The organism is Olivibacter ginsenosidimutans (genome assembly GCF_039542865.1).
GTDB classification, from domain to species: Bacteria; Bacteroidota; Bacteroidia; order Sphingobacteriales; family Sphingobacteriaceae; genus Olivibacter; species Olivibacter ginsenosidimutans.
On the sequence record NZ_BAABIQ010000003.1, the window covers coordinates 340,881 to 353,712 of the forward strand.

Annotated in this window: 14 protein-coding genes and 1 tRNA gene; 4 read left to right on the plus strand and 11 right to left on the minus strand. The window is 39.6% G+C overall.

Going from position 1 to position 12,832, the window contains the following annotated elements; all coding sequences use genetic code 11:
• Window positions 1–1,383, plus strand: a complete 1,383-nt coding sequence (locus tag ABD930_RS02730) for a DUF3748 domain-containing protein (protein ID WP_345230160.1) — start codon at window positions 1–3, stop codon at window positions 1,381–1,383.
• A gap of 91 nt (window positions 1,384–1,474) precedes the next feature.
• Here ABD930_RS02730 and ABD930_RS02735 read toward each other — a convergent pair whose 3' ends face one another.
• The 4 genes from ABD930_RS02735 to rpsF form a co-directional block, all read right to left on the minus strand.
• Window positions 1,475–1,924, minus strand: a complete 450-nt coding sequence (locus ABD930_RS02735; protein WP_345230161.1) for an Hsp20/alpha crystallin family protein — start codon at window positions 1,922–1,924, stop codon at window positions 1,475–1,477.
• A 281-nt stretch (window positions 1,925–2,205) separates the two neighbouring features.
• Window positions 2,206–2,649, minus strand: coding sequence for a 50S ribosomal protein L9 (rplI, locus tag ABD930_RS02740; protein WP_345230162.1), 444 nt, complete (start codon window positions 2,647–2,649; stop codon window positions 2,206–2,208).
• Window positions 2,650–2,667: 18 nt separating this feature from the next.
• Window positions 2,668–2,931 carry a 30S ribosomal protein S18 gene (gene rpsR / locus ABD930_RS02745; RefSeq protein ID WP_013665626.1) on the minus strand — a complete coding sequence of 88 codons (264 nt, stop codon included), beginning with the start codon at window positions 2,929–2,931 and terminating at the stop codon, window positions 2,668–2,670.
• The gene (gene rpsF, locus ABD930_RS02750) at window positions 2,931–3,299 is read right to left on the minus strand and encodes a 30S ribosomal protein S6 (protein WP_345230163.1); all 369 of its coding nucleotides are present in this window, start codon (window positions 3,297–3,299) and stop codon (window positions 2,931–2,933) included. Before rpsF ends, rpsR begins: the two co-directional genes overlap by 1 nt.
• Window positions 3,300–3,463: 164 nt before the next feature.
• Between rpsF and ABD930_RS02755 the strand changes: the two genes are divergently transcribed.
• On the plus strand, window positions 3,464–5,245 hold the full coding sequence (locus ABD930_RS02755) for a DNA polymerase III subunit gamma/tau (protein WP_345230300.1): 1,782 nt from the start codon (window positions 3,464–3,466) through the stop codon (window positions 5,243–5,245).
• Between the two features lie 66 nt (window positions 5,246–5,311).
• Here ABD930_RS02755 and ABD930_RS02760 read toward each other — a convergent pair whose 3' ends face one another.
• The gene (locus ABD930_RS02760; RefSeq protein ID WP_345230164.1) at window positions 5,312–5,728 is read right to left on the minus strand and encodes a hypothetical protein; all 417 of its coding nucleotides are present in this window, start codon (window positions 5,726–5,728) and stop codon (window positions 5,312–5,314) included.
• 227 nt (window positions 5,729–5,955) lie between these two features.
• Between ABD930_RS02760 and ABD930_RS02765 the strand changes: the two genes are divergently transcribed.
• Window positions 5,956–6,465: an OmpA family protein gene (locus ABD930_RS02765; protein WP_345230165.1), complete on the plus strand. Its 510-nt coding sequence runs from the start codon at window positions 5,956–5,958 to the stop codon at window positions 6,463–6,465.
• A 29-nt stretch (window positions 6,466–6,494) separates the two neighbouring features.
• Here ABD930_RS02765 and ABD930_RS02770 read toward each other — a convergent pair whose 3' ends face one another.
• Window positions 6,495–7,289, minus strand: a complete 795-nt coding sequence (locus tag ABD930_RS02770) for a (Fe-S)-binding protein (RefSeq protein ID WP_345230166.1) — start codon at window positions 7,287–7,289, stop codon at window positions 6,495–6,497.
• 12 nt (window positions 7,290–7,301) lie between these two features.
• Entirely contained in the window at window positions 7,302–8,597 is a 1,296-nt protein-coding gene (locus ABD930_RS02775; protein ID WP_345230167.1) for a 4Fe-4S dicluster domain-containing protein, read from the minus strand.
• A 282-nt stretch (window positions 8,598–8,879) separates the two neighbouring features.
• On the opposite strand from ABD930_RS02775, the gene ABD930_RS02780 reads away from it, so the two are divergent.
• A tRNA-Phe gene (locus ABD930_RS02780) sits at window positions 8,880–8,952 on the plus strand.
• Window positions 8,953–9,476: 524 nt separating this feature from the next.
• On the opposite strand, the gene ABD930_RS02785 is transcribed toward ABD930_RS02780, so the two are convergent.
• From ABD930_RS02785 to ABD930_RS02800, 4 genes are all read right to left on the minus strand, one after another.
• The gene (locus ABD930_RS02785; protein WP_345230168.1) at window positions 9,477–9,662 is read right to left on the minus strand and encodes a hypothetical protein; all 186 of its coding nucleotides are present in this window, start codon (window positions 9,660–9,662) and stop codon (window positions 9,477–9,479) included.
• Between the two features lie 93 nt (window positions 9,663–9,755).
• Window positions 9,756–10,148, minus strand: coding sequence for an NUDIX hydrolase (locus ABD930_RS02790; protein ID WP_345230169.1), 393 nt, complete (start codon window positions 10,146–10,148; stop codon window positions 9,756–9,758).
• Entirely contained in the window at window positions 10,145–10,654 is a 510-nt protein-coding gene (lspA, locus tag ABD930_RS02795) for a signal peptidase II (protein ID WP_345230170.1), read from the minus strand. Before lspA ends, ABD930_RS02790 begins: the two co-directional genes overlap by 4 nt.
• Window positions 10,655–10,723: 69 nt before the next feature.
• Window positions 10,724–12,598 (minus strand): Nramp family divalent metal transporter, encoded by a 1,875-nt coding sequence (locus ABD930_RS02800; protein WP_345230171.1) that lies wholly within the window; start codon window positions 12,596–12,598, stop codon window positions 10,724–10,726.
• Window positions 12,599–12,832: the final 234 nt, after the last annotated feature.

Sequence of the window (12,832 nt, forward strand, 5' to 3'; positions counted from 1 at the left end):
ATGAACAGGAAATACCGTACTGTATTTATGTATTGCATATACTCCATGCTGGGTATGGCCTGTCAGGATAACTTCATGATGAAATTTACAGAAAAACAACTTACCTTTTCCGCTGAGGGGCATACCATTCATAATACACAGGTTTTTTCAAAAGATGGGCAATGGATCGTTTACGATACGCGCAATGACGATACACAGATTGGTAGTACCAGTAGCATTGAGCTCGTTCATACAAAAACCGGAGAACGCCGAGTATTGTATCGAACCAATCATCAAAGCACCTATGGACCGGGTGTTGGTGCAGCAACCTTCTCTCCGGTTGCTGACACGGTAATTTTTATTCATGGTATTCGGAATGCGGATATTTCCCAACCGTATAGCGCTACTCGCCGAACCGGAGTAGCTATTGCTATTGATCATCCTTTAAAGCCGATCTTTATGGATGCTCGGGATATTATGCCACCTTTTACCAAGGGAGCATTGCGCGGTGGTACCCATGCGCATTCCTGGAGTGGTGATGGACAATGGATTAGTTTTACGTACAATGACTATATTATGGAGCAACTTGCAAAGAAGGATAGCTCCGTACGAGATCTGCGTACCGTAGGTGTGATGGTTCCAGGTACGGTACAGGTAGAAGCCGATACTGCAGACGAGAATAATAGTGGCCAGCGGTTCTCTGCTATTGTCGCAAAGGTTGTTGACCATCCTGAACCGGGTACAGACGAAATAGATAAGGCTTATGATGAAGGATGGATAGGAGGGCGGGGCTACCTTCGTAAAGATGGTAGCTGGCAGCATCGGGCGATTGCTTTTCAGGGGGACACGCGCAATACGAAAAATAAATTGGTTACCGAAGTGTTCGTGTTGGATCTTCCAGATGATATATACGAACCTGCATCGGTTGATGAACCTTTAGAGGGTACTATTGACCAAAGGCCGGGTGTGCCAAAAGGCATTATACAAAGACGATTAACCCATACTGAAAAAGGAATTATTGGACCCAGGCACTGGTTGCGGAGCACAACTGACGGGAAGCTTATTGCATTTTTAACAGAGGATAAACAAGGTTTTGTGCAGTTATATAGTGTTTCACCTCAAAATGGAGAAATTAAAGTGCTGACCCATAACCACTTTTCGGTAACAGGGCCATTTAATTTTAGTCCGGATGGACAGTATATTGCTTATCCAGGCGATGGCAGCATTTGGGTAACAAAAGTGGCTTCCGGCGAAACCGTTCGGATTACCGAGAAATTTGCGGAGAACGACAAGCCCATTGGAGCACCTGTGTGGTCTCCTAATGGTAAAATGATTGCTTACAATCGTTATGTGGAGCAGCGCGAGGGACTATTTTTACAAGTGTTTTTATTAACATTGGTTTAGCTCCAAGGAAAAATCCCTTGTATAAGTGATGAAAAAAACTAAGCGGTAGTAAAAAGGCTTGCTTTTAAAACAAGCCTTTTTAAGAGGTAAATTAAGCAATTTCAATAAGGCGTGGGGCCTTTTTCTTCGCTTCTTCCTTTTTGGGGATAATTAAATGAAGTATCCCATTATCGTAGCGGGCTTCTATCTTATCTTCATCTACCACATCTTTTGGGAGCGTAAAACTGCGTTGAAAAGACTGATAACTAAATTCACGTCTAGTATATCCTTCTTGTTTGTCTTCTTGCTCGTACTTTTTGTTCGATGAAATCGTTAACGTATTTCCATCCAACTCTACCTTAAAGTCTTCTTTATTCATGCCCGGAGCAGCCATGTCTACTTCAAAGTTGTCGTTGGTTTCATGGATATTTACCGACGGTACGGTAGTACTGGTTGATGAATGATTGTTGTTATTCCAGTTGAATAGCTCACTGGCGAAAAGATCATCAAAAAATGCTGGGAATGCAGAGAAATGATTTCCGTTTCTTTTAATGAGTGACATAAACAACCTCCTTTTTTAAATAATTAATACAAATACTAACAATTGAAAATTTGAAGATCGATTTACAGGAATTTATAAACAATTTATATGCCAATACCTTTAAAGCTGTAAAATCAAGGTTGAAAAGATAGGGATAACGGAAAAAAATCAGTTTTCTGTAGAAAAGACGGATTGATGCTGACAAAAAATCAGGAAAGTCGTGGAGTGATGCTGCCATTCATGGCAGCAAAAAAGCCCCGTAATATTACGGAGCTTTTTGTTTATTGTTGAATGAATAAAGATTATTCAGCTACTACTACAAAAGGAACTTGTACTTTCACTTCCTTATGTAAGTTTAAGTTAGCAGTATATTCTCCTAGTTCTTTTGGTTCTACATCAAAAGTGATACGGCGACGATCTACTTCGAAGCCTTCTTTCTTCAAAGCATCTGCTAGTTGAATAGTGTTGACCGAACCGAAGATCTTGCCGGTTTCACCTGCTTTAGCACCGATCGTTAATTTAATCGACTCTAATTTAGCTGCAAGATCAGTTGCATCTTTTTTGATTTTCTCTTGCTTAAATTGTGCTTGTTTGATGTTTTCTGCAAGCACTTTCTTGGCTGAAGGTGTAGCTAGCGTTGCCAAACCTTGTGGGATAAGATAGTTGCGACCGTAACCGTTCTTTACGTTTACGATATCATCTTTCTCGCCAAGCTTCTTAATATCTTGTTTTAAAATAATTTCCATGTCGTTCTTACCTCCAGATTATTTTAATGAATCAGTTACGTAAGGTAATAAACCAATATGGCGTGCACGCTTTACCGCTTGTGCCACTTTACGTTGGAATTTCAAAGAAGTTCCAGTTAAGCGGCGAGGTAAAATCTTGCCTTGGTCATTCACAAACTTCAACAAAAAGTTTGCATCCTTGTAATCAATATATTTGATGCCGTTCTTTTTGAAGCGGCAATATTTCTTACGGTTATCCTCTACTTTAGGGGCAGTAACGTATTGAATTTGCTCTTTTGCCATTATTTTGCTACCTCCTCAGTTTTAGTTTCTGGTTTCTTATTAAAAGCACCACTGCGCTTTTTTTCATTGTAGGCAATGGCATGCTTGTCCAAAGAAATGGTAAGGAACCGCATAACGCGTTCATCCCGTTTGTATTCAAGTTCCAGCTTGCTGATTAATTCACCTGGAGCCTTAAATTCTGTTAGGTGATAGAACCCTGTTGTTTTTTTCTCAATAGGGTACGCTAATTTCTTCAAACCCCAATTATCCTCCTGGATAATTTCGGCTCCGTTTTCAGTAAGAATGTTTTTGAATTTGGCAATAGCCTCTTTCGCAACATCTTCTGACAACAACGGGGTAAGAATGACTACGGTTTCGTATTGTTGCATGTTGTTGAAAAATTTATTAAATTATTATCCGCATGAAGCGGAGCGCAAAGATAGGGATATGTTTTTTAAATTGCAAACGATCATTTAATTAGCCAATTTATCAATTAGCCAATTAGCTAATTATCGCGTTGGCTAATTCTTCCAAAATGCGTACCTTCGTGCCGATGGATAATTTCATTGTTTCAGCGCGTAAATACAGGCCTGCTACTTTCGAAACGGTCGTAGGACAACAGCATATTACCAGTACCTTGAAGAATGCGATCAAGAATAATCAGCTGGCACAGGCGTTCTTGTTTTGCGGCCCTCGGGGTGTGGGTAAAACAACTTGCGCCCGTATCTTAGCGAAAACAATAAATTGCCAACACCTAACATCTGCTATTGAAGCTTGCGGGACTTGTGAATCCTGTAGGGCCTTTCAAAATGGAAATTCCTTTAGCATCCATGAGTTGGATGCCGCCTCTAATAATTCAGTGGATGATATCCGAAGTCTTATCGAACAAGTAAGAATTCCACCTCAGACCGGAAAATATAAGATCTATATCATTGACGAGGTGCATATGCTTTCTACTCAAGCGTTCAATGCCTTTTTGAAGACCTTGGAAGAACCGCCTGCTTATGCCATATTTATTTTGGCTACTACCGAAAAGCATAAGATTCTACCTACGATTCTATCCCGTTGCCAGATTTTTGACTTTAATCGCATACGGGTAGAGCATATTGCCGGACATTTAGCTACCATTGCGCGTAAAGAAGGTGTTGCCTACGATGAAGATGGTTTGCACTTGCTTGCACAAAAGGCTGATGGAGGGTTGCGTGATGCGTTATCCATGTTTGACCAAATTGTAAGTTTTTCAAATAAAAATGTTAGTTATCAGGCAGTCATTGATAATCTGAATATTCTAGATTATGATTACTACTTCAAATTAACCGATGCAATTCTAGCTGAGGATGCTGTCCATGCGTTATTGGTTTTTGATGAAGTATTGGCTAACGGATTTGACGGCAGCCACTTTATTTCAGGTTTGGCCTCGCACTTGAGAAATTTACTAGTGGGAAAGGATTCGGCTACACTCAAATTATTAGAGGTTAGCGAAAATATCAGACAACGTTATCTGGAGCAGGCGAATCAATTGGAGGTAGGGCTCCTTCTTTCGGCCTTAACTATTGCTAATCAATGTGAGATTAACTACCGTACCAGTAAGAATCAACGATTACAGGTAGAGTTAGCATTGTTGAAAATGTGTCATATCAAGTCGGCGATTCAGTTGAGTAAAGGTGCTCTTGAAATTCCCGATCAACATGAATCGGTAAAAAAAAAACCGGACACCTTAGCGGATAGTGTAGTTAAGCCTGTGACTCCTGCAGATGCTGATCCAGCAAAAATTGTTGTCAAGAATCCGGTATCTGCTCCATCTACAGCATCAACAACGACGGTTTCGGATACTTCATCCAAACCTAAAATACCAAGCTTCAAAGACATTAAACTGTCTTCCGCTGTTCCCAGCTTAAATGATGTGTTTAAAGAAAAAGCGATAATAGATGCTCATGCAGAGCCAGCATATATTGCTGGGGCCGACCAGCAAGCATTTACCTATGATGATTTTTTGGCTTTGTGGCATGCACTTGCCGATCAAGCAAAGGCTGAAAACAAAATCACGCTTTTTACATTAATGACCGCTAATGCACCAAAACTGCGCGATGATTATAAGGTGGAGGTGATTGTCGAAAATCCAATCCAGGAAAATCTACTCTCCATTTCCAAAATCGATCTTTTGAATGAGCTGCGTGTGAAATTAAAAAATTTCTCCATAGATCTTATTCCTGTGCAGACAGAAAACAATACCGTACGGAAACCCTATACCAATCAGGAAAAATATCAAGCCATGGTTGCTAAAAATCCTTTGGTGGATAAGTTAAGACAAGAATTTAACCTGGGTTTTGACTAAGTTAAGATACTCACGCGCTATACCAATAAGCTAAAATTAACGATCCTAACACCAACATAATAGGGGTTACCGATCTCGTTTTGGATAACCCTCCTCATCCAGATCATCTCTTTTATCCTCTGGTGTTTCCGCTAATTTTTCATCTTTTTTATTTAAACGGGTAATTCGACCATTATCGATATGCATACCTAGACCTTCTGCATCGGTTTCTAAAGATTTATCCCGATCGTATTCATCGCCAACATAGGGGTTGGCTTCGTCCCAATCTGAATTGTCGTCTTCGCCTCCGGGAGCAGCTGTGTCGTAAGGATCCTCATGCTGGTATTCACGTTCCTCGTCTGGATAATCTCTGCTAGCAGGATCAATATCTAATTCAAAACTATCTTCTTCAGGATTGTATTTTAGATTCTCTACATTTCCGCGATCCGCCTGTTCATTCGGAATTTCTTCATTCTTGGTGATATTTGGTTTATCCTTATTCATAGCTTAAATCATTTGTATTTATTAAAATAACAGCCAATTATGAAATAGGTTTGCTGGTTTTATTTGATTGTGCTATTGGTCTATACCTATGGATATCTACAGCACAATGAGAAATGTTGTGTTACCGTTGCCACGGATTGAAATATGTTTTAATGAAAGTTTGTTTTTCATGCTACTTTTGAGTTATTTTACGCCTCATAAACAAAATAGATTAATTAGCATTGAGCATGAACATAATTAAAAAAGTTACTGTTGTCGTAACATTGGTAACGTCTGTTGTTTTTGTAGGTTGTAAAAGCAAAAAACTGATTGTAAATGATGGCGCAGAAGTCGTTTCTTCCCCTTCTGAGGATCATATTGATGGGGGCACGGTTTCTAAGACTGAGGAGGGTGTAGTCCTTACTTTCGAATCAGATGTATTGTTTGCAACCAATTCTTCTTATCTTTCTGAAAAAGCTAAAGTGACCATGAAAAATATGGTTGCCTATATCAATAAAAATTATCCGAATGCACGTATCCAAATCAACGGGCATACAGACGCTACTGGTGAACCAGATTATAACCAATGGTTATCGGAAAAGCGAGCTGCATCAGTTAAGAGCTATGCCGTTAGTTTAGGTTTGGATGAAAGTAAGATTGCAACAAAGGGTTATGGCAAAGCGAAACCAGTAGCAACCAATAGTACCAAAGAAGGTAGAGAAAAGAACAGAAGGGTAGAGGTTATTATTTTGAAATAGCAATCAAGATAACCGAAAGGTGCTTGCTTTTAAAGTACGTTTGCCTTAGCAGTAATCTCGGCGATATCCAGTATATTTACTTCGTTCTCCTGATTAACATGCTTTATTCCATCCCTGAGCATGATCATGCAGAACGGACAAGCCGTAGCGATTACGGAAGGGTTTACGGTTAAGGCTTCTTCTATTCGTTCTTGATGGATATCCTTTTTTCCTTTTTCCGCTTCCTTAAATAATTGTGCACCACCGGCACCACAGCATAGGCCATTGCTTTTGCACCGCTTCATTTCGACCAAATCGGCATCCAACGCTTCCAGCACTTGCCTGGGGGCTTCATATATATTGTTGCCCCTTCCCAAATAACAGGGATCATGAAAGGTAATCTTTTTGCCTTTGAAGGGCATACCTGCTGCTTTTAGTTTGCCTTCATTAATCAGCTCTTGCAGTAATTGACTATGATGCATAACATCATAATTCCCTCCAAGAGTTGGATATTCATTTTTTAGTGTGTTAAAGCAATGTGGGCAGGCAGTCACTACTTTTTTTATTTCATATGCGTTTAGCACTTCAATATTCATTAAAGCGTGCATCTGAAATAAGAATTCATTTCCTGCTCTTTTTGCCGGATCTCCTGTGCAGTTTTCCTCGGTACCTAAAATGGCAAATTTTATATTGACGTGAAGTAATATTTTACAAAGGGCACGGGTGATGCGTTGTGCGCGATCATCAAAACTACCTGCACAGCCTACCCAAAACAATATGTCGGGCGTTTCGCCTTTGGCCAACATTTCCGCCATGGTCGGGATATTTACCATTTCGTCGTTCATTCTTTTATTTATTTATGTTTCCGTCCTCCAGTTAACTCGGTCTGCTTGCGCATATTTCCAAGGCGCCCCGTTATTTTCTATATTCCCAAACATGGTTTGAATACTTGTGGGGACTTGCGATTCTTCCATAGCTAAGTATCGCCTTAATTCCAAAATGATTTCCAAGGGATTAATAGTTACCGGACAGGCCTCTGTACAGGCATTACAGGTAGTGCACGCCCAGATTTCCTCCTTCGTTATATAATGGCCTAGTAAGGTTTTATCGTCATCTATAATGGCGTTTTGTTTCGTTAGTCTTCCTATTTCCACCATTCTATCGCGTGTATCCATCATGATTTTACGTGGAGAAAGTAGTTTTCCCGTTAGATTTGCCGGACAAACGGCAGTACAACGGCCACATTCAGTACACGTGTAAGCGTCTAATAAATTTTTCCAGGTAAGGTCCGGTACATCTTTTGCGCCAAAGTGTAAGGGTTGCTCAATGCCAGTTGATGGTACATATGATGGGTCAAGCATGGCTTTAACTTCTGGAGTGATTGCGGGCATATTGGCCAATTGTCCTTTGGGATTTAGATTTGAAAAATACGTATTCGGAAAGGCGAGTATAATGTGCAAATGTTTAGAATATGGAAGATAGTTTAAGAAAGTCAGTACGCCAATAATATGGAACCACCAACATAGCCGTTCCATGTGATGTAGGGATGCTGAGTGAGCAGGCAGTAGGGAAAACAGGTGACGGCTGATTGGAAATGCACCAATAATAGGATGTTCTTGACGTAATATTTGAATCTTATAGTCCGCAGCGTTCATGAATAAAAAAGCAGTCATTAGCGCAATTTCAGCCAATAAAATAAGATTGGCATCTGTTTTAGGCCAACTGGTCATTTCGGTGCCAAAGAAGCGTTTGATATGGATAATATTTCTTCGGATGAGAAAAAGGAGACAGCCGAATAAAACGCCAAGCGCTAACCATTCAAAACAAGCAATGAGGAAATTATAATAGGCACCAAGTGGTGAAAATAGGCGATGCGTTCCGATCAGGCCGTCTAACACCATCTCCAGTAGTTCTATATTGATAATTACAAAACCAACATACACCAATAAATGCAATATAAATGCTATAGGGCGTTTGGTCATTTTGCTTTGGCCAAAAGCCACTTTTAACATGATCTTCCAGCGCTTATTGGGATGATCAGTCCTATCGATTGGACGGCCCAGCTTGATATTACCGATAATGTTGCGAGCATTATGAGTTGCCAAAGCGATAGCTAGGAACAAAATAACAGCAAAGAGTATTTGGCTTATCATGATGCATGGTTTTATACGAAGTTAAGCAAAAGTATTTATTATGCTTGCATAGCAATAAATTTAGAAAGGATTTAATTTGAAGCACGGTAAGGTTGCGATGGGATTGTCAAGGTATCATAAATAGGTATTCGGAAATTTTTGTAGCTGTAAATCAGGTTTATGGACGTGGGTACAGCTAAAACCGTATATTTTTTTTCAGAAAACTTTGGTGTATTCAAAAAAGACACTACATTTGCAATCCCAAAACGAACGAAAGACATTAACGTGTCAATGTTCGTAGGAGGTACCTTAGCTCAGTTGGTAGAGCAAAGGACTGAAAATCCTTGTGTCGCTGGTTCGATTCCAGCAGGTACCACATAAAGCCTCTCTAATTAAGTTTAGAGGGGCTTTGTTGTTTTTTATTCGCTGTTTGAGAATTCAAGGGATCAAGCTCAAAGGCCTGGAGACTTTAAAAAGCACGCATCATGCGCTATTTTCTTTCACCAGTAGCTGTCGTTAATAATTGATACAGAAAACCGGGATAGCTGTTTTTTGTAGTGGTTCCATCGCCTTTCGTAATGCTGTCGCCAAAACAAACAATGCTATCCGTAGGCAGGTTGTGGTCGGTTAACGATTTAGGTTTCGACCGTATGTTAGAAAAAATCCGGCCGATGATCTTAAAAATTTTTCATGCTTATGGTATTTAACACCTGCTTAAAAACGGCTTAGTAATACCGTACCCACTAATCGTTACAGGCATTAATGGTTATTTCTGCACTTTGCACATATTTCTTAATTCTGAAAATCAGTAGTGTTGTAAGGGAACAAGCAAATTTTCTGTGAATGTTGTTAGCATAGATTTCATAAGTCTGATTCTCCTCTATACCTGATGAAAAAGCTTTATTCCTTATCTTTTGTATTACGAACTAAAGAGATACCGGATGAAAAAAAGATTAAACTGATAACACCTACCACAATTAGTTCACGCACCTGAGTGCTGTGTTGCATAACCTGTGCACCTGTGTAGATTAGTCCACCTATTCCCAAGATCGTGAGAACGGAACCAAAAATTCGTTTAACATTCATATTGCTTTATTTTGAATAATAACGGCTAAGCAGCTTATGCAATATTTGTGCCTATTTATGGTAAACGGGCTAGTATAGTATCAATACTGGAAACTAGGCTAATAAACCCTCGGCTTTTAATTGATTAAAAATAATCTGGTCTACTGCCGACGCGCGTACCCTATCCGCATACGTTAGCCAAACAACTTCTTCTATTTCCGCAGCAGCTTTTATTGTGCCGGTATAAGACGCTTTATAACATCGCATATTTACCATAACCCCTTCTGGATGACTATGTGCCTGTGCTTGAAATTCGCCATAAAAGGCAAGAGAAGAGGGATCTAAGAGAATACTTAGCTCTTCTTTTATCTCTCTTGTTAAAGCATCTGTGTCTGATTCACCTATTTCCCGTTTTCCTCCGGGAAGATAATAAGTGTCCTTACCTTTGCTGCGGGTAGAAAGGATTTTTTGATTACGGATTTCAATTAATGCAAGCTTATCAATCATTTTTTAATTTCATATGGAATTGAAGGGTATGATTTCCGACTCAATAAGATTAAAAATCGACCCACCATAACCGACACATCTGCCATGTTAAAGACACCTGTTTTTATAAATGAATAATGAAAATACATAAAATCAGTTACAGAACCATATCGTATTCTATCGTATAAATTGCCTATTCCACCGCCAACGGCAAAAGCGATGCCGGTAGCAGACGGCCAAGATAAATGCTGGTTTTTAATCAAATAATAAAGACCAAAAATTAGGACAAGACATGGTAGGATGGTCAAGAAGGTAAATCGTATCATCATTGGAAAATGCGTTCCTAAACTTAAGAAGGCGCCACTATTTTCTACTTTGGTCAAGATAAAATGATTTGGAATAATATTTACTTCTTGATGATCAGTTAACTTATTGCGGGCGATTTGCTTCGAGATTTGATCGCAACTTACATTCGAGATAATGAGCAAAAGCAACAAGATATTGCGAATCAGGTATTTTAAACGCATAGTGATCTTTTTTGAAGCAAATTACCGTTTTTACTTTCATTTTGCAAACGACAGTATATGGGCAGCTGACTATTGGGCAATAAATACGGGAATGTTAACCCGATGCCGTAATCGATTTACCGTTTCACCGTAGATGAAATCTTTAATACCTCTATGACCATGGCTCCCTACTACCAATAAATCGGCTTGGTAATCTTTGCAGATTTGGGCAATAAACTTTACCCTTCCCGTATGTCCTACCTCAAAGATAGCATCATGTCCCTTTTCTTTGAAAATTGTCAAGTATTTAGCCATACGTTCTTCATCGTGTCTTTTTTCATAATCATCGGTATCTTCTTCCATCATGCGTGAAGATGCACTTTCGACGACGTGTATCAATATAAAACGAGTGTCAGGTTGTGCGAGTTTTAACGCATAACTTACCACCTGCTTATCAGAAGGGGAATAATCTAACGCGATGGCTATCTGATGGAAAGCAGGTGCATCCGAACTGGATAACAATGACGGAGAAAAAGGGGGGTGTACTTCCATGTTAACCTTCTTTTTTCTTTTTATCAATGGATGAATAACGGTTAGCAATAGCAATACCAATAAACCCAATCCACCAGCAATGAGTGCAGTGGTTAACCATATATTATCAAATTGGTGGATCCAATTCCTAATTTCTTCGTATACTAATTGGAAGTTTAGGATCGAGATAACCGCAGCGATTGTCCAGGCTGTAATTTTCAACGGCAGGGAAATAGCGAAGACTCCCATTCGCTTTTTGTCGCTAACAAAATGAATCAAAGGGATAACGGCAAACGCGAGTTGCATGCTTAAGAGTACCTGACTAAATACAAGTAATGGCCCCACCTCATCGTCGCCGGCTATATATATAACTAAAATAGCAGGTACGATAGCAAGTAAGCGTGTTAACATCCTCCGTAGTGCCGGACTAATACGTAAGCGGAGGTACCCTTCCATAACGATTTGGCCAGCTAGGGTTCCGGTAACTGTCGAACTTTGTCCAGCTAAAATTAATGCTATTGCAAATAAGCGTGGCGCCCACTCACTACCTAGCGTGGGGGCGAGTAGCTGATGGGCATCTTGAAGCTCAGCAACGTCGTTCATACCATTTTCATGAAAAACGGCCGCAGCAAGAATTAGAATGGCAGCATTTACAAAAAAAGCCAAATTTAACGCGATAGCGCTATCCCAAAAATTGTATTTTAGTGCTTTTCGTATAGAATATTCATCGCGGTTGATCTTTCGCGTTTGTACCAAAGCCGAATGCAGGTATAAATTATGGGGCATAACGGTCGCTCCAATGATCCCAATACTGATATAAAGCGCTGCTTGGTTTGGTATAGAAGGAATGAATCCTTGTAATATACCAGTTATTGCCGGCTTAGCTAAGAACATTTCGGTTAAAAAACACATGCCAATCATGGATATAAGGCCAATAATAAACATTTCCATTTTACGCATCCCTAATTTTTGAAGGTAAAGCAAAAGGAAAGTGTCTAAAAAGCTGATCGCTACGCCCCATAACAAATCAATGCCAAACAATAAGTTCAAGCCAATGGCCATTCCAAGTACTTCTGCCAGATCGCAGGCAGCAATGGCTATTTCGGCCAAAATATATAGAATAAAATTCATTCCTTTTGGATAGGTTTCTCGGTTACACTGGGCTAAATCCTTTCCCCAAACGATACCTAAACGTGCAGAAAGACTTTGTAGAATTAATGCCATCAAGTTACTCATTAACAATACCCATATTAAGGTATATCCAAATTGGCTGCCACCGGCTAAATCGGTCGCCCAATTGCCAGGATCCATATACCCAACGCTTATGAGGTATGCTGGTCCAAAAAAACTAATTATTTTTTTGAAGGTAGAAGGTTTGTCTCCTATTTCAACGCTATGATGTACTTCTTGTAATGATTTTTCCTCGTGATTCAATGTTGACACCTTTAATGTTGCTATGTTGGCGTTACACAACAGATTTTCCCTATCCGTATGGTGAAGATGTCTAAAAGGTACTTTTGTTGAAAAACGTGTCATTGCGATGAAGAATGACGACGATGTATGTTTTAGACACCCACATATTTTGGGACAAGGGATTTTTATCGTGTACCCGCTTTTTGTTTGCAAATTTATGGAATTATTTTTAGAGCTGCCTAATATTTTTGTTTA